The sequence below is a fragment of the Enterococcus viikkiensis genome, assembly GCF_005405345.1.
Taxonomy (GTDB): domain Bacteria; phylum Bacillota; class Bacilli; order Lactobacillales; family Enterococcaceae; genus Enterococcus_A; species Enterococcus_A viikkiensis.
In genome coordinates this window covers 23,526-38,992 of the sequence record NZ_BJDW01000006.1, presented here as the reverse complement: position 1 = coordinate 38,992, position 15,467 = coordinate 23,526, and the positions used below count along the sequence as shown (strand labels likewise).

The 15,467-nt window shown below is 40.6% G+C and carries 19 protein-coding genes; 13 read left to right on the top strand and 6 right to left on the bottom strand.

The annotated features are described in order from the left end of the window. Positions 1-19: 19 nt before the first annotated feature. Positions 20-406 (bottom strand): hypothetical protein, encoded by a 387-nt coding sequence (locus FFM67_RS04650; protein ID WP_137613434.1) that lies wholly within the window; start codon positions 404-406, stop codon positions 20-22. Positions 407-744: 338 nt separating this feature from the next. Here FFM67_RS04650 and FFM67_RS04645 point away from each other — a divergent pair, with 338 nt between their 5' ends. Further along, entirely contained in the window at positions 745-1,911 is a 1,167-nt protein-coding gene (locus FFM67_RS04645) for a pyridoxal phosphate-dependent aminotransferase (RefSeq protein ID WP_137613433.1), read from the top strand. Between the two features lie 80 nt (positions 1,912-1,991). Here the strand turns inward: FFM67_RS04645 and FFM67_RS04640 are convergent, their stop codons facing one another. Further along, a complete protein-coding gene (locus tag FFM67_RS04640) occupies positions 1,992-2,192 on the bottom strand; it encodes a DUF4649 family protein (protein WP_137613432.1) in 201 nt (66 codons plus the stop codon). A 288-nt stretch (positions 2,193-2,480) separates the two neighbouring features. On the opposite strand from FFM67_RS04640, the gene FFM67_RS04635 reads away from it, so the two are divergent. Then, positions 2,481-3,359 (top strand): phosphate ABC transporter substrate-binding protein PstS family protein, encoded by an 879-nt coding sequence (locus tag FFM67_RS04635; RefSeq protein WP_137613431.1) that lies wholly within the window; start codon positions 2,481-2,483, stop codon positions 3,357-3,359. 53 nt (positions 3,360-3,412) lie between these two features. Here the strand turns inward: FFM67_RS04635 and FFM67_RS04630 are convergent, their stop codons facing one another. Both FFM67_RS04630 and FFM67_RS04625 read right to left on the bottom strand, forming a co-directional pair. After that, on the bottom strand, positions 3,413-5,149 hold the full coding sequence (locus FFM67_RS04630; RefSeq protein ID WP_137613430.1) for a sensor histidine kinase: 1,737 nt from the start codon (positions 5,147-5,149) through the stop codon (positions 3,413-3,415). Further along, positions 5,146-5,841: a response regulator transcription factor gene (locus tag FFM67_RS04625; protein ID WP_137613429.1), complete on the bottom strand. Its 696-nt coding sequence runs from the start codon at positions 5,839-5,841 to the stop codon at positions 5,146-5,148. The genes FFM67_RS04630 and FFM67_RS04625 overlap by 4 nt, the downstream gene beginning before the upstream one ends. A gap of 293 nt (positions 5,842-6,134) precedes the next feature. Here FFM67_RS04625 and FFM67_RS04620 point away from each other — a divergent pair, with 293 nt between their 5' ends. The 6 genes from FFM67_RS04620 (at position 6,135) to FFM67_RS04595 (ending at position 11,148) form a co-directional block, all read left to right on the top strand. Beyond that, positions 6,135-6,596 carry a 2-thiouracil desulfurase family protein gene (locus FFM67_RS04620; RefSeq protein ID WP_137613428.1) on the top strand — a complete coding sequence of 154 codons (462 nt, stop codon included), beginning with the start codon at positions 6,135-6,137 and terminating at the stop codon, positions 6,594-6,596. After that, complete coding sequence (locus FFM67_RS04615) at positions 6,596-6,934, top strand: putative DNA-binding protein (RefSeq protein WP_137613427.1); 339 nt, start codon at positions 6,596-6,598, stop codon at positions 6,932-6,934. Before FFM67_RS04620 ends, FFM67_RS04615 begins: the two co-directional genes overlap by 1 nt. A gap of 58 nt (positions 6,935-6,992) precedes the next feature. Beyond that, positions 6,993-8,408, top strand: coding sequence for a signal recognition particle protein (gene ffh / locus FFM67_RS04610; RefSeq protein WP_137613426.1), 1,416 nt, complete (start codon positions 6,993-6,995; stop codon positions 8,406-8,408). 100 nt (positions 8,409-8,508) lie between these two features. After that, positions 8,509-9,075, top strand: a complete 567-nt coding sequence (locus FFM67_RS04605; protein WP_137613425.1) for a DNA-3-methyladenine glycosylase I — start codon at positions 8,509-8,511, stop codon at positions 9,073-9,075. Positions 9,076-9,151: 76 nt separating this feature from the next. Next, positions 9,152-10,561: a C69 family dipeptidase gene (locus FFM67_RS04600; protein WP_137613424.1), complete on the top strand. Its 1,410-nt coding sequence runs from the start codon at positions 9,152-9,154 to the stop codon at positions 10,559-10,561. 74 nt (positions 10,562-10,635) lie between these two features. Continuing rightward, the gene (locus FFM67_RS04595; RefSeq protein WP_137613423.1) at positions 10,636-11,148 is read left to right on the top strand and encodes a dihydrofolate reductase family protein; all 513 of its coding nucleotides are present in this window, start codon (positions 10,636-10,638) and stop codon (positions 11,146-11,148) included. A gap of 30 nt (positions 11,149-11,178) precedes the next feature. On the opposite strand, the gene FFM67_RS04590 is transcribed toward FFM67_RS04595, so the two are convergent. Together FFM67_RS04590 and FFM67_RS04585 are read right to left on the bottom strand one after the other, a co-directional pair. Then, positions 11,179-11,826 (bottom strand): GNAT family N-acetyltransferase, encoded by a 648-nt coding sequence (locus tag FFM67_RS04590; RefSeq protein ID WP_137613422.1) that lies wholly within the window; start codon positions 11,824-11,826, stop codon positions 11,179-11,181. 92 nt (positions 11,827-11,918) lie between these two features. Beyond that, entirely contained in the window at positions 11,919-12,473 is a 555-nt protein-coding gene (locus FFM67_RS04585) for an NADPH-dependent FMN reductase (RefSeq protein WP_137613421.1), read from the bottom strand. A gap of 224 nt (positions 12,474-12,697) precedes the next feature. Here FFM67_RS04585 and rpsP point away from each other — a divergent pair, with 224 nt between their 5' ends. The 5 genes from rpsP (at position 12,698) to trmD (ending at position 15,430) form a co-directional block, all read left to right on the top strand. Further along, complete coding sequence (rpsP, locus tag FFM67_RS04580) at positions 12,698-12,973, top strand: 30S ribosomal protein S16 (RefSeq protein ID WP_137613420.1); 276 nt, start codon at positions 12,698-12,700, stop codon at positions 12,971-12,973. 11 nt (positions 12,974-12,984) lie between these two features. Further along, positions 12,985-13,230 carry a KH domain-containing protein gene (locus FFM67_RS04575; RefSeq protein ID WP_137613419.1) on the top strand — a complete coding sequence of 82 codons (246 nt, stop codon included), beginning with the start codon at positions 12,985-12,987 and terminating at the stop codon, positions 13,228-13,230. Positions 13,231-13,309: 79 nt separating this feature from the next. After that, positions 13,310-14,158: a hypothetical protein gene (locus FFM67_RS04570; protein WP_137613418.1), complete on the top strand. Its 849-nt coding sequence runs from the start codon at positions 13,310-13,312 to the stop codon at positions 14,156-14,158. 23 nt (positions 14,159-14,181) lie between these two features. After that, complete coding sequence (gene rimM / locus FFM67_RS04565) at positions 14,182-14,706, top strand: ribosome maturation factor RimM (RefSeq protein ID WP_137613417.1); 525 nt, start codon at positions 14,182-14,184, stop codon at positions 14,704-14,706. After that, positions 14,696-15,430 (top strand): tRNA (guanosine(37)-N1)-methyltransferase TrmD, encoded by a 735-nt coding sequence (trmD, locus tag FFM67_RS04560; protein WP_137613416.1) that lies wholly within the window; start codon positions 14,696-14,698, stop codon positions 15,428-15,430. The genes rimM and trmD overlap by 11 nt, the downstream gene beginning before the upstream one ends. Positions 15,431-15,467 lie beyond the last annotated feature (37 nt).

Genomic DNA, 15,467 nt, shown 5'->3' with positions numbered 1-15,467 from the left:
ACAAAAAACTTCGGATCGTCTAGCGATCCGAAGTTTTTTTGTTAAGTGTTAAGCTTGATTCTTTTATAAAAAAACTACCCCAAAAAATTCCGGTAATTTGTGAAATCAAAAAAAGGACGCATAAGGGAGCGATCGCCGTCAATGGTGAGGAGGAATGATAGAGATTCACCAACGGACTTTTTTGCAGAATCAATAGACCGCTTAATAAAATATTGATGATATTTCCAATCACCAATAAAGGCAGCTGCTGCGTTCGCTTCGCAAAAAAACCAATAATAGCGGTCACCAATACAAAGAGGAAAATACCAACAATGGAATCAAACAAATAGTCCATCGCCAATGATAGGTGAATATATGGAATTAAAAAGAAAATAAAAGGAAATCGTTTGATTCGTTCTTTGTTCATGCTCAGTCAGCTCCTTCTAAAAACATTTGTATAAGGTTATTTTATGACCGATAAATAGTCAATACAACAGCGACCAATTTATTTTGATTAATAATGAAGATTATTTTATGCTGTTATCAACAAATCATAAGGGGATTGCCGATAAATTATTTTATTTTCGCAATAAGGAAGGGGTTTTCTGAGAAAAAAATTCTAGCTTGATTGTATCTTCTTAAGAAAGATACGGAATTTAACAGCTTTAAATTTTACTATCCCTTTCTAACAAGAAAAATAAGCGAAATATTTTCCCTTTACTATCTGGAAGATTGTGATAATATGATTAGAAATGGAGGGGTTATATGAACAAATTACAAGATCAATTTAACAAAAATGTTTATCAAATCACCGTCTCGTTGATTCGTCAATTTGATGAGAAGGTTTCTGGGATTCCTAATATGTTGAAGCTGACATTAGGCGAACCAGATTTTAATACCCCCGAGCATATAAAAGAAGCGGGTCAGCAGGCAATCAAAGAGAATTTTAGCCATTATACTGGGATGTCCGGTTTGATTGATGTTCGTGAGGCCGCCAGCCGTTTTTTATCTGAAAAATATGCGGTTAATTATGAAGCAGCAACGGAAGTTTTAGTGACGGTCGGAGCGACCGAGGCCCTGTCTGCCGGCTTGCTAGCAATCCTTGAACCTGGCGATAAAGTATTATTACCCGCACCGACGTATCCAGGCTATGAACCGCTGATTTTATTAGCTGGGGCTGAGCCCGTTTATATTGATACCCGTGCAACTGGTTTTGTTTTAACGCCGGAACAAATTGATCAAGCGATGACGGAACATGGGGATAAAGTAAAGGCAATCATTATCACTTCGCCATCCAATCCAACTGGGGTTGCCTATAATGAAGCAGAAGTTGCCGCGTTAAGTGAAACCTTGAAGAAATACTCGATCTTCGTGATTAGCGATGAAATATATAGTGAGTTGAACTATGAATCTAAACATGTGTCCTTTGGGAAATATTTGAGAGAACAGACAATCGTAATCAATGGCTTGTCAAAATCTCATGCCATGACCGGTTGGCGGATCGGCTTTATTTTCGCTCCGGCAGAGCTAGTCGCGGAAATTATCAAAGTTCATCAATATTTAGTGACAGCAGCCTCAACGATTTCACAAAAGGCTGCCGTACGCGCATTGGTCCAAGGAATCTCAGATGCAGAGATCATGCGAGAAGAATATCGCGTGCGAAGGGATTTCGTGTATCAGTCGATGACCGACTTAGGGTTTGACGTTGCACGACCATCAGGAGCCTTTTATATATTCGCCAAGATCCCAGCTGGCTACATTCAAGATTCAATGGCCTTTTGTATTGATTTAGCAGAGAAAAACCAATTAGCTTTGATCCCGGGAATTGCATTCGGACCAGAAGGAGAAGGCTACGTCCGTATTAGTTACGCCGCTTCGCTAGAGAATTTGGAAGAAGCGATGAAACGTTTAACGAACTATCTAAATAAATAAAAAATCAGGGTCGCCACTCGATAGAGAGTGGTGAACCTGATTTATCTTTAGTCTGGAAAGGATCTCATGTGGGTCCTTTTTTAGTTATTTAAGTAGTTGAATAAGCCGCTGATTGTTTTGTCGTCTAAGTTGATTTCTTCACCGTCAACGGTTGCTTTGACTACGTGATAATAATCAGGTAGATCAGGTACTTCCTTTAATTGTGCACCGACAAAATCACTGGCAGCAGTATAAGTTTTTTCTTTTTCTGAGCCGTTCAATTCATAAGTAATAACTAGCATGTTAATCGCTTCTCTCGTTTAAATTTTTGGATTCATCCGTATTGTACCGCAAAACTAATAAAAAGTAAGCTGTTTTACCTTTACCAAAGCTTTACAGTTCTTAACCAATCATTTACATCTGCTAAACAGCATATTTACGTTGGGTTGCTAAAGTAAACATGTACTAAAAATAATGAAATCGAAACCTGAACTCATTTGATATGACAGGATAAAAATGACTTTAGGAATCAAAAATAGGATAAGTTGCTTATTGGAATTTATTCTTTAACTGGAGAAGGAGAGTATAACATGAAGAAAATTATTTTTGCTTTAGCTTTATCAGGAGTTTTGTTAGCAGGCTGTGGTAGCGGTAGTGGGGCCAGTAAAGATTCTTCAGAAGCAGGAAAAAATGAGACAGCAAAAATCACGGCGGTAGGTTCAACGGCTTTGCAGCCATTAGTTGACGCAGCGCAAGAAAGTTATACACAAGAACACCCCAAAGTACAAATTTCTGTTCAAGGAGGCGGTAGTGGTACCGGATTAAGTCAGGTAGAAAATGGCTCCGTTCAAATTGGAAACTCAGATGTCTTTGCGGAAGAAAAAGACGGCGTAGATGCCTCAAAATTAGTTGATCATAAGGTTGCAGTAGTTGGTTTTGTTCCAGTAGTAAATAAAGATGTGGGTGTCAAAGATATTACGAAGCAGCAATTAATCGATATTTTTACTGGTAAGCTTAAAAATTGGAAAGAACTTGGTGGGAAAGACGAAGCGATTCAAGTCGTCAACCGGGCTTCCGGTAGCGGAACGCGCGCAACTTTTGAAAAGTGGGGATTGGATGGAAAAGAACCGATTCAGTCACAAGAACAGGATTCGTCAGGAACGGTTAAAAAAATTGTGGCGCAAACACCAGGGGCCATCAGCTACTTAGCACTTTCGTATGTAGATGACAGCTTACAAGCATTGGATCTAGATGGCGTCAAAGCGACTGATAAAAATATTACGACCAATAAATGGCCAATTTGGTCATACGAACACATGTATACTAAGGGCAAACCAGACAAAGCATTGGCTGACTTCTTAAAATACATGACCACTGATGAAATCCAAAACGGACCAGTCAAAGAATTAGGTTACTTACCAATCACCTCCATGAAGGTTGAACGTTCAGCGGACGGTACCGTTAAATAAAGCTAAAAAAGGATCGCGGAGACTTTTTCCGGGATCCTTTTTTATTTAAAAAATTAATTTAATGGCAAACGCACCGTAAAGGTCGAACCTAGTTGTGGATGACTATCAACGGTCACCGTACCGCCAAGAATCTCACTGTATTCTTTTACAATCGCAAGTCCTAATCCGGTACCGCCTGAATGCCGGCTGCGAGCCTTATCGATACGATAAAAGCGCTCAAAAATACGCTGCTGATCAGCCTCATTCATGCCAATACCATGATCACTAACAGAGATTACCAGTTCCTTAGCAGATTGATAAGAAATTTCGATTTGACTGCCTTCTGGAGAATACTGAATCGCGTTTTCCAAAAGATTTTTAATGATTGGTTGGAAGAAAGGTAGACGTGTCTGGTAAAAATAATCGCTTTGTCCGGCGATTGTCACAGTAATTCTTTTTTTCTTCAGCAAATGTTGGAAGAGACCCACTTGCTGCTGGATAAATGACCTCAATTCAACGGTCTGATGGTCCTCAGCCAAATCATTTTTGTCTTTTGATAATTCAATAATGTCTTGGATTAAATGTTGTAGACGTTTAGCATCATTTTGCATGATCGTCAAAAATTCAGTGGTTAACTCAGGATCTTCTTTTGCACCGTCAAGCAGCGTCTCAGAAAAGCCTAATAAAGAAGTTACCGGTGTTTTTAATTCATGAGAGACATTTCCTACAAAGTCACGTTGAATTTTTTCTAGTTCCCGGACGTGAGTCAGGTCATAAACCGTGCCCATGATTTGATCTCCTCTTACCTCGTTTTCTAAGTAGCGCAGACGAATATCTAAATTCATCGCCGCTGGCAATTTAGTGGAGATCTCTTGGTGGACTTGATTTTTTTCAACTAAAACTTGTTGGATCAATTGAATGAAACGATTGTCCTGAATGACTTGCCAATAATGATGCTGACTGGCACCGCCAAATTGTAAAAGTTCCTCCATCGCTGGATTAATCATAACAAAGCGTCCATCCATATCAATGATAAAAACGCCGATGGTCAACTCGTGAAACAGAGTTGAAAATTGTTCCTCGGTGGAAGTATAAGCGGCATAGGTCTCATTCAATTGTTCGCTAATTTGATTGACCGTGACATAAAGCTCCTGCCATTGAGGAGCATTCTGCATGACATAATTACTTTTTTCCGGCTCTTTCAGCATTCGTTGCAAGACTGGTAGGACCGTTTCGATCGGGCGGTTTCGTTGATAGATCAAATAGCAGATAATTAAATAAATCAGAGCATAAAAAATCACAAGAATGATGGCGATTGATTGCTGGAAGTTTCTCGTTTTTGGCTGAAAGGCGGAGGTTCTTTTGGCCACTCGTAAAATGCCGATAGTTTCATCTGCTCCCCGAATTGGTTGAGCGGTGTAGAGCAGCTCACTCTTTAGCGTCGAGCTGTAGCGGACCGAAGAACCAACATCGTTGTTTTTCAAGACCATTTTTACTTCCGGCCGATTTTCGCGGCTGCCGGAAAGATTGGGCTCGGAGCTGTCAAATAAAATCGTGCCGTTTTTATCTAGTAAGGTGATCCGATCATGCGCCTCTTGGGAAAATGTTTCGATTGCTTGTTTGTTGGTGGCTGAATTAAGCTCAGTGAGATCCAGATGATGGAGCAGCAGTTCGCCGTTACTGGTCAAAAATTCTTCTTGCTGTTCTAATAATTCCTTATTATAAAAATGATTTGCTAATTTCCAGCTACCAAAAAAAAGCAAACAGACAAACACTAGCGGCATAATATAGTCTAGTTGTTTTCGTTTCATTGATCTGGCACCTGAAATTTATAGCCAAAGCCGCGAACGGTTTGCAAATATCGTGGGTGCTTCGGATCAACTTCGATTTTTTCCCGCAAATGGGAGACGTGAACATCCACGATCCGACTTTGACCGGAAAAGTCATATTGCCAAATGCGATCCAATAATGTGTCGCGGTCAATCACTCGTTCTTTCCGCTTCATGAAGTAAATTAGCAACTCGAATTCCTTCGGTGTCAATTCGATTTTTTTGTCGCGAACGGTAACTTGATAGTTGGTTAAATCGGCGTTAATCTCGCCTGCCGATAAAAATTCATGCGTCACTTGTTCCTGACGGGGCTCGATGCGCCGAAAAATGGCTTTCATTCGTGCCAACACTTCTCTTGGTGAAAAAGGTTTCGTTAAATAATCATCGGCGCCAATCTCTAACCCTAGAATGCGATCGATGGTATCGTCTTTTGCCGTTAACATCAAAATCGGTGTCTCCACTTTTTCCTGTCGCAGTTTTTTAGCGATCTCCAAACCATCCATTGAGGGCAGCATCACATCTAAAATAATAAAATCAAACTTTTCGTTTAAAGCTAGTTCAAAGCCTTCTTGCCCATCCTCTGCGGTGGTAACTAAATAGCCTTCTTTCTCTAAATTGAAACTTAATAATTTCACGATCGATGGTTCGTCGTCTACTACTAATACATGTTTCATAACTATCTCCCTTCCTAAAAAAACTTCATACTTTGATTACTCCCGTTGAACCTTCATATCTACTAAAAAGGAGACCGTATTTTTATTGTTTTGCAGTTTTGCAAAACAAGGTTCTTGCCTAAATAAAACTGAAATTTGATCCGTTCTGTCAATTGCTTAGCGTCTACAAGAATCTGTGTAGCTTTTCTTAATAAGAACATTTGCGAAGGACTATTTCAATACTTGAATAAATGGTATAATGTGAAAGCAGTTTTGTCACCTATTTTCTTTTTAAAATGATGGGAGAAGAATAGATGTTAGGAATTAGTGCCTGTTTAGGCGGCACAGCTTGCCGCTATGACGGTCAGTCGAATACGATCCCGGAGTTGCGTCAGTTAGTCGATGACGGGCTGGCAATCATGATTTGTCCAGAAGTTTTAGGGGGCTTGCCGGTCCCACGAAGACCAGCGGAGATTCAAAAAGGCGATGGTTTTGACGTGTGGAGAAATCAAGCGCGGGTCGTAGATACTGATGGTGAAGATGTCACCGAACTGTTTAAACAAGGGGCAGTTAAAGCTTATAATGAAATAGAAAAACTGCAGATCAGCGGACTGATTTTAAAAGAAAGAAGTCCTTCCTGCGGCAGCGGTTTGATTTATGACGGCAGCTTCTCGGGTAACCGGATCGCGGGCGTTGGGGTGGCGACCGCTTATTTTATTCAACAAGGCTTGAAGGTATATTCAGAAGAAAATTGGCGAGAAATGAGGATAACGTAATGGAGATCGAAAAAACCAATCGAATGAATGCGTTGTTTGAATTTTATGCGACGCTATTGACTGAAAAACAAATGAATTATATGGAACTGTATTACGCAGATGATTTTTCTTTAGGAGAAATTGCGGAAGAATATCAGGTGAGTCGTCAGGCAGTTTATGATAATATCAAAAGGACAGAAAAAATTATCGAGGAATACGAGCGCAAGTTGCATTTGTTTTCGGATTATATCGTACGAGAAGAACAGCTAGATAAGCTGGCGCAATATGTCACCGAACACTATCCAAAAGATGAAGTGTTAGCCGAGGTAATTAGCGGCTTGCAAGAGTTGGATGAATAGTATGAAAAGAATGCTTTAAGCATGTGTTGTATCTGATTAGGAGAAAGGAAAGTAAGCAATGGCATTTGAAAATTTAACGCAGCGTCTACAAGCTGCGATGGGAAAATTACGTAAAAAAGGAAAAGTTACAGAGGCTGATATCACAGAAATGATGCGTGAGATTCGTTTGGCTTTATTAGAAGCCGACGTTAACTTGCAAGTCGTGAAGCAGTTCACCAAAGAAGTTCGGACTCGAGCATTAGGGGCAGAAGTTTTAGACAGCTTATCTCCAGCTCAACAAATCGTAAAGATCGTTGATGAAGAATTAACGAAAACGCTGGGTTCGGAAGCTGTTGGAATCGAAAAATCACCGAAGATCCCAACGGTCATTATGATGGCTGGTTTACAAGGGGCTGGTAAAACGACCTTTGCCGGAAAATTAGCGAATCAATTAATCAAAAACGAAAAGGCCCGACCATTAATGATCGCTGGCGATATCTATCGTCCAGCGGCTATCGATCAATTAAAAGTATTGGGTCAACAATTAAACGTTCCTGTTTTTGATCTGGGAACGGAAGTCAGCCCGGTTGAGATCGTGCGTCAGGGGATGGAACAAGCCCGTCAAAATAAAAATGACTATGTCTTAATTGATACGGCAGGGCGTCTGCACATCGATGAAGCATTGATGGATGAATTAAAACAAATCAAAGAAATCGCTCAACCAAACGAAATTCTGTTAGTTGTCGATGCCATGACCGGACAAGATGCGGTCAACGTGGCGCAAAGTTTCAATGAACAGTTAGGAATTACCGGGGTAGTTATTACTAAATTAGATGGGGACACTCGTGGTGGTGCGGCTCTATCTATTCGAGCGGTGACAGGGGCACCAATCAAATTCATCGGATCAGGCGAAAAATTAACGGATCTTGAAATTTTCCACCCGGATCGGATGTCCAGTCGTATCTTAGGAATGGGCGATATGCTGACCTTGATCGAAAAAGCCCAACAAGATTATGATGAGAAAAAAGCCGAAGAACTTGCCCGCAAAATGAAGGAAAATAGTTTTGACTTCAATGACTTCATCGAACAATTGGATCAAGTCATGGGGATGGGACCGATCGAAGATCTATTAAAAATGATTCCGGGAATGAATCAAATGCCAGGCATTGAAAATGTCAAAGTCGATCCAAAAGATGTGGAACGGAAAAAAGCGATGGTCTTCTCGATGACCCCAGCGGAGCGGGAAGATCCTGATTTGTTAAATCCAAGTCGTCGCCGCCGAATTGCAGCAGGTTCTGGGAATTCAGTTGTCGAAGTCAATCGTATGATCAAACAATTCAAAGAATCTCGCAAAATGATGCAGCAAATGAGCAAAGGCAGTATGCCGGCAGGAATGGATCAAATGTTTGGTTCAGGTATCAAAGGCAAGATGGGTAAAATGGCGATGAACCGAATGGTCAAGAAAACCAAGAAGAAGAAAAAGAAACGGAAATAAAAAATAAGTGTCTGTCTCAATAGAGATAGGCACTTTTTTCTGCTATACTGAAGGGGAGCGTATGTTCGATTTTTGTAAATAAAAATTAAGGAGTGTTGAAATGGAAAGATGCGAATGGGCGGGTAGTAATGAGAATATGCAGGAGTATCACGATACTGTTTGGGGAGTACCAGAATACGATGATCAACGTCTTTTTCGTAAATTAGTGCTAGATATGAATCAAGCTGGATTAAGTTGGCAAACGATTCTGAATAAGATGGAGAACTTTGATCAAGCCTATGAACACTTTGTGCTTGAAAAAGTTGCGGCCTTTGATGAAGCAAAGGTTGAATCCTTGATGCAAGATGCGGGTATCATTCGGAACCGTAGAAAAATCGAAGCAGCGATCACTAATGCTCAAAAAGTGTTGGATATGCAGGCGAGTGGGTTGAGTTTCTCGGATTATTTGTGGGGCTTCGTGGGCCATCAAGTGATTGATGAGAAAAGAGCTTCGATGGCGGATGTCCCGGCCAAAACAGAATTATCTGATGCGATTGCGAAGGATTTGAAAAAGCGCGGGTTTAAGTTTGTCGGCAGTACAACGATTTATGCTTTTTTACAGGCGGTTGGAATCGTCAATGATCATAAAATTACTTGCTTCCGCTATGAGGAATTGAGCAAAAAGTAAACGGTTTAGGTTTTCTTTGGTCTTTTTTTTCGATCAGCGTTATAGTTGATTTGTAAGAAAAAAGGAGGCCTTTATAGTGGCTTGTACAACGATCTTAGTAGGGAAAAAAGCTTCAACAGACGGTTCAACAATGATGGCGCGGAACAACGATATGTTCGTGGCGGATACGCCGCAAAAAATTCAAGTGATTCCAAGCAAGGACAATCAAACAGGAAAATACGTATCGAATAAAAATGGTTTTACTTTTGATTATCCGAAGAAAGCGTATCGTTATCAAATAGTGCCAAACGTAAATGTTGAAAAGGAAGGGATTTTTGGCGGTAGCGGCTTTAATGAAAAAAATGTCGGCATCAGCGCGACGGAAAGTGTCTACGCCAATGAACATGTTTTGGCTTTTGATCCGTTAGTAAAAAATGGAATCGCAGAAGATTCAATGGTCGTCGCGGTCTTACCGTACATTGATTCCGCTAAACATGGGGTAGAATATTTAGGCGAGATCATCAAAAATTCTGGCTCACCGGAAGGAAATGGGGTAGTCTTTAGCGACAAAGATGAGGTGTGGTACATGGAAATCGTTACCGGTCATCATTGGGTAGCACAACGTATCCCAGAAGACCACTATGCGGTGATTGCCAACCAAGTTGCTCAAGAAGAAATCGACTTTAATGATCCAGAAAACTTTATGTGGTCAGAAGGCATCCAAGAATTTGTCGAAAAAAATCATTTGAATCCTGATCACGAAGGCTTTAATTTCCGTCATATTTTTGGTACGGATACGGAAAAAGATCGTTATTACAATACGCCACGGGTGTGGTTTGGCCAACGCTATTTCAATCCTGAAATCGATCAGAGTCCAGTCTCTTCTAAGCTACCGTTTTTACAAAAAGCGAATCGTAAAATCAGTTTGGAAGATATCGCCTATATTCTAGGTTCTCATTACAATGAGACCGTCTATGATCCTTACGGCAAGGGATCTGAACGTGAAAAACATTTGTATCGCCCGATCGCTTTGAATCGGACACAAGATTCACATATTATGCAAGTTCGTAATCACGTACCAGAAGAGCTTTCAACCATTATGTGGGTCTGTTTAGGGGTACCAGCCTTTAATCCACATCTACCATTCTATGGCAATGCAACAGATTCAGACCCAAGCTTCAACGATACGAAGTTGGATTGGAATTTAGCAGACGGCTATTGGATGTATCGGACGATCACTGCTTTAGTGGAAGGCCACTATAGTGAACTAATTGAATCTGATCGTGATTTTGTCAAAGATTGTCGTGAGAACTTGATTCGTCTAGTGGCAGAGACGGATAAACAGGCCCAACGGTTGCAAGGAGCGGAACTCACTGAATACTTAACCAAACGTAATCATGAAATCGTCGGTGCGATGAAAGAAAAAGCGATGAAGTATATTGGAGAGTTAGTAAAAAGTAGTATTGATTTATCTAAGTTAACGTACAAAATGGATATCAATTTATAAAGATCGAGGCTTCCTTTTTTGTTGAGGAAGCCTTTCTTTGATATCATGATAAAAATAGAACGAGGAGGGATTTGGTGGCACGAGCAGTGTTTTATGGAGCGATCAGTCTGGATGGCTATTTAGCTGATAAGCAGGATCAATTGGACTGGTTGTACAATCAACCAGGCGGAAATTTGGTCCCTTATGATCAATTTTATCAAGGAATTGACTATACGATGATGGGACGACGGACGTATGAAGTGGTGAAGCGGGATGCACCAAAGGAGATCCTTTATCCTGAAAAAGAGAATTTTGTTTTTAGTCGTTCAAAGGTAAATTTGGATGATAATCTGAAACGGATGGATGAGGACCCGGTGGCTTTTATCCGGCGATTGCCTGAAGAGAAAACAATTTGGGTCGTAGGTGGCGGAATGCTTCTGCAACCAGTGATCGAAGCTGGTTTGATCGAAGAATGGTGGATCCAAGTTGTACCGATCTTGTTAGGTGAGGGAGTCCCCTTATTTTTACCGCAAAGTCATCAGCAGAAATTACAATTGATCGATACAGAACAATTTGGGCAATTTGCTCAATTACATTTAAAAAAATAAAAAAGTTTTGAGCAACAGCTCAAAACTTTTTTAATACGCATTGTTATCAATTTCATTGACGGCTGCTTCAAATTTTGCTTGAAAAGGCAAAACGTTCTTTTCTTTAGGCGGGAAGGTTTCGTCAAAGCTTGCCAAGTGAGCTTGGTCAGGATACATCCCCTCGGAAAAAATGATTGTACCTGTCACTTGATCCAATGCTCCTTTTTTTAATGGTAATGCCATGATTCCGGTGTAATATTTGCCATCAGGCATCGAGATACCGTATTTTTTTGTCCCGACAAAGCCATAAGTATGATAATGATACGGAAAGCCGCCGATTACGATAGCAAGATAGCCCAACCGTTTTGCTTCGGCAATGCCGTGTTCAATTAGCATCCGACCATAGCCTTGGCGATGATACTTAGGCGAAATGCTAACAGGTCCAAAGGAAATCACCGGAAAGTCTTTCCCGGTTTCATCTTTGATTTTAGCATGACTGAAAAAGATGCTGCCAATGAGTTCTCCGTCTTTTTCAATCACAAAGGTCAATTCTGGGATAAAATCAGGATGTTTCCGCAAAGTGTGGGCAATATAGTGTTCTTCCGCTCCAGGCACATATAAATTCCAAAATGCCTCTCGGGTTATTTCTTCTACTTGTCGGTAATCCTTTTCTTCTTCCAAACGAATCGTAATGGTCAAATAATCCCTCCTAAAAATGGTTATTTAGTAATAAGTATACCATATTAAAAAAATGACTTACGAAAAATCGTAAGTCATTTACGTGGACGTAATTATTTGGTTAATTTATTGAAGAATTCAATATACTGATCAGTGATCGTCTTGAAGAATTTAACGGTGCCGTCAGCCAGGTGACCATCATTATCCACTAAGTTCATGATGCCACCGATATATGCTTCTGGTTGTTGCAAAGTGGGAACATCTAAAAAGACTAATGATTGACGTAGGATATGGTTTGCACCGAATCCACCAGGGCCACCAGGTGATACAGTCACAACTAGGCCTGGTTTGCCACCCCAAACACTGCTACCCATTGGACGCGAACCAACATCTAACGCATTTTTTAAAGCGGCTGGAATGGAACGATTGTATTCTGGCGTAACGAAGTATAGTCCGTCGACACCTTTAACATCTTCACGCAAACGAGCCCAAGCTTCAGGAATTTGTCCTTCAACCTCTAAGTCTTCATTATAGAATGGAAGATCATCAATTTTAATAAATTTTGCTTCAAAGCCTTCAGGTAATAATTCCGCAAATTGTTTTGCGACGATTTTGTTATAAGAATCTTTACGTAAACTTCCTACTAAAATACCAATAGTTTTTGTCATAGCTATTCCTCCTAAGTAAATTACATGTTATCTACTTTTTAATCTTACAAAAAATAAGTAATGGATGCAAAAGATACGACTTATGATTTTTATTCCAGCCGTTTTTCGGGATAGGATTGCTGATTAGAAAGAAAAAGAAGCTGTAAAGAAAAAACTCTTTACAGCTAATCAAAAGCGTGTTAGACTACATCTTGTGATTAATTATATGGAGGTGTAGTTATACAATGGCAGTTAAAATTCGCTTGAAACGTATGGGTTCTAAAAAGAAACCTTTCTACCGTATCGTTGTTGCTGATTCTCGTTCTCCTCGTGATGGACGTTTTATCGAAACTGTGGGTACTTACAATCCTTTGAAAGACCCTGCAGAAGTAGTCTTAAAAGAAGAAAATGTTTTAAACTGGTTACAAAAAGGTGCACAACCTTCTGATACAGTTCGTAACATTCTTTCTAAAGAAGGCATCATGCAAAAACACCACGACGCTAAATTCACTAAGAAGTAAGGTGATCAATTATGCAAGATTTAACTAACCTTGTGTTGACCATTGTTCGTCCATTGGTGACGAAACCAGAAGAAGTGAAATTAGAGATTGAAGAGTCTAAAGATTTCTTAGAGTACAACTTAGCGGTTGCACCTGAGGATATCGGTAGAATCATCGGAAAACAAGGCCGTGTCGCAAAAGCGATCCGTACGATCGTATACAGTGTTCGGACAAATGGACCGAAAAAAGTTCGTCTAAACATCGTGGATGGTAAATAAAATTGGAACACTCGAGTCAGTTTGATTCGGGTGTTTTTTATGTAGATGTGGGGTAGAATGAGGGTGGAGGTGGTTCATCATGAAAAAATTTTTAGTATTGTTTAGTACATTGTTCGCACTCGCCGCCTGTAACTCTGCAACCAATGATTCAAAAGATAGCACCACAAAGTCGATGGAGACAGCTACAACGAAGTCCCACTCGACTACCAACCTATCACGTTCGCAAAGCAGTAAACCAAGTAGCGCAAAACCAGCGTCAACTGTCGCTTCAAGCACAAAGATGGCTACAAGCGCCATTGGTACCGACTCGACCCACGCTAATCAGACCATGACCGCACTAGAAGAGCTGAAAGCCAAGTATCCAAATGAAAAATTTCCTGATCCGTCCACGATTAGTGGTGGGAAAACAATTGGAATGACTGCTTCTGAAGCGCAAGGGACGTTGAAAGTGACTTATTATGTTGTCAATGAAGAGACACCTTTTAATGATTCAAGTTTAAATAGCCAAACACCAGTGGCACAATTTCAACGCCATACCTTTGATTCAACGGAAACGGCTCAAAATGAAGTTGGCCAAATCTATGATCCAAACGGGCAGCAGGTTGATTTAGGCCATAATATTACCGGCTACCAAACAGCCGGCGCTGGCTCAAGCTTTTTAGGTTGGAAAGAAGGCAATTGGAGTCTTTTAGTTCGTGCCAATAATTTGGAACAAGAGGATCCGAAACCGTTGGCTAAACAAACGGTTGAATATTTGGAAGAGGCCTTTTTACCAGCACCGCAAAGGGCCGGTCAAATTTCCTTACAGGTGACTCCAAGCGATTTCCAATCCAATACGGTCGTTTGGCAAAACAATCAAACGGTTTATACACTAATGAATGCAGATGCTATGAACAGCTTGAAGATGGCTGTTTCGATGGCATCCTAGAGAAAGCAGAAAGAGGGAAGTAAGTGACTAATTATTATAAAGTCGGGAAAATCGTCAATACCCACGGAATCCGTGGCGAGGTTCGCGTAATCTCAAGCACAGATTTCACGGAGGAACGCTATCAAGTTGGAGAAAAACTTTTCTTGTTTAGAGAAGGCCAAGAGGTTTTACCTTTAACGATAGCTAGCTATCGTCGCCACAAAAACTTCGACTTGTTAAGTTTTGAAGGCTATCCCAATATTAATCAAGTCGAGGCGTTTCGTGATGGAATTTTGAAAATATCTGAAAAGCAATTGACTGAATTGAATGAACATGAATACTATTATCATGAAATCATCGGTCTGACGGTTATTGATGAAGAAGAGCATGAAATTGGGAGAATTACTGAAATATTATCGCCAGGGGCAAATGATGTTTGGGTGATAAAACGTAAAGGTCAGAAAGATGCTCTGATTCCGTACATTGAATCAGTTGTGAAAGACATCGATCTTACTGAAGGTGTCGTTCATGTAGAGCTTCCGGAAGGATTGTTAGACGATGCGGATTGATGTACTGACCCTCTTTCCTAAAATGATCGAAGAACCATTAGGCGAATCAATTATCGGCAAAGCGGTGGAAAAAGAATTACTGGAGATTAATGTTCATGATTTCCGTCAGTATTCAGACAATAAGCATAAGCAAGTCGATGACTATCCCTATGGTGGCGGTGCTGGGATGCTGTTAAAGGTTCAGCCGATCTATGATAACTTGAAGGCGATTGAGGCTGAAACAAGCAATCAGTCAAAACGGGTGATTTTACTGGATCCGGCGGGAAAACCTTTTAACCAAAAAATGGCGGAAGAATTTTCTCAAGAGGAACAGCTGGTTTTTATTTGCGGACATTATGAAGGATATGATGAACGGATTCGCTCTTTGGTGACCGATGAAGTTTCTTTAGGCGATTATGTGTTGACTGGTGGCGAGCTTGGAGCAATGGTAATGATTGATGCGACGGTCCGTTTATTACCAGATGTGCTTGGCAACCAGACTTCGGCGAAAACGGACTCTCATTCGACGGGCTTGCTTGAACATCCTCAGTATACCCGACCTGCAGAATTTGAAGGGATGGGAGTGCCGGAAGTTTTGATGAACGGCAATCATCGTCTGATTGAGGAATGGCAATTAAAAGAATCGTTACGCCGCACCTACTTGCGTCGTCCGGACATGCTTGAAAAAGTAGAGCTAACTCAGGAGATGCAAAAATTATTAATTGAAATCAAGAACGAAGAATAAACGAGCTTGAGTGACTGCATATTTTTTCAGTCATTCA

Bases quoted from the DNA above. Each gene is read 5' to 3' on its own strand.
- FFM67_RS04625 (WP_137613429.1), bottom strand. From the start codon at position 5,841: ATGAAACATGTATTAGTAGTAGACGACGAACCATCGATCGTGAAATTA.
- FFM67_RS04605 (WP_137613425.1), top strand. From the start codon at position 8,509: ATGGAAAGATGCGAATGGGCGGGTAGTAATGAGAATATGCAGGAGTAT.
- FFM67_RS04620 (WP_137613428.1), top strand. From the start codon at position 6,135: ATGTTAGGAATTAGTGCCTGTTTAGGCGGCACAGCTTGCCGCTATGAC.
- FFM67_RS04575 (WP_137613419.1), top strand. From the start codon at position 12,985: ATGCAAGATTTAACTAACCTTGTGTTGACCATTGTTCGTCCATTGGTG.
- FFM67_RS04630 (WP_137613430.1), bottom strand. From the start codon at position 5,149: ATGAAACGAAAACAACTAGACTATATTATGCCGCTAGTGTTTGTCTGT.
- FFM67_RS04570 (WP_137613418.1), top strand. From the start codon at position 13,310: ATGAAAAAATTTTTAGTATTGTTTAGTACATTGTTCGCACTCGCCGCC.
- rpsP (WP_137613420.1), top strand. From the start codon at position 12,698: ATGGCAGTTAAAATTCGCTTGAAACGTATGGGTTCTAAAAAGAAACCT.
- ffh (WP_137613426.1), top strand. From the start codon at position 6,993: ATGGCATTTGAAAATTTAACGCAGCGTCTACAAGCTGCGATGGGAAAA.
- FFM67_RS04640 (WP_137613432.1), bottom strand. From the start codon at position 2,192: ATGCTAGTTATTACTTATGAATTGAACGGCTCAGAAAAAGAAAAAACT.
- FFM67_RS04585 (WP_137613421.1), bottom strand. From the start codon at position 12,473: ATGACAAAAACTATTGGTATTTTAGTAGGAAGTTTACGTAAAGATTCT.
- FFM67_RS04650 (WP_137613434.1), bottom strand. From the start codon at position 406: ATGAACAAAGAACGAATCAAACGATTTCCTTTTATTTTCTTTTTAATT.
- FFM67_RS04635 (WP_137613431.1), top strand. From the start codon at position 2,481: ATGAAGAAAATTATTTTTGCTTTAGCTTTATCAGGAGTTTTGTTAGCA.
- trmD (WP_137613416.1), top strand. From the start codon at position 14,696: ATGCGGATTGATGTACTGACCCTCTTTCCTAAAATGATCGAAGAACCA.
- FFM67_RS04645 (WP_137613433.1), top strand. From the start codon at position 745: ATGAACAAATTACAAGATCAATTTAACAAAAATGTTTATCAAATCACC.
- FFM67_RS04615 (WP_137613427.1), top strand. From the start codon at position 6,596: ATGGAGATCGAAAAAACCAATCGAATGAATGCGTTGTTTGAATTTTAT.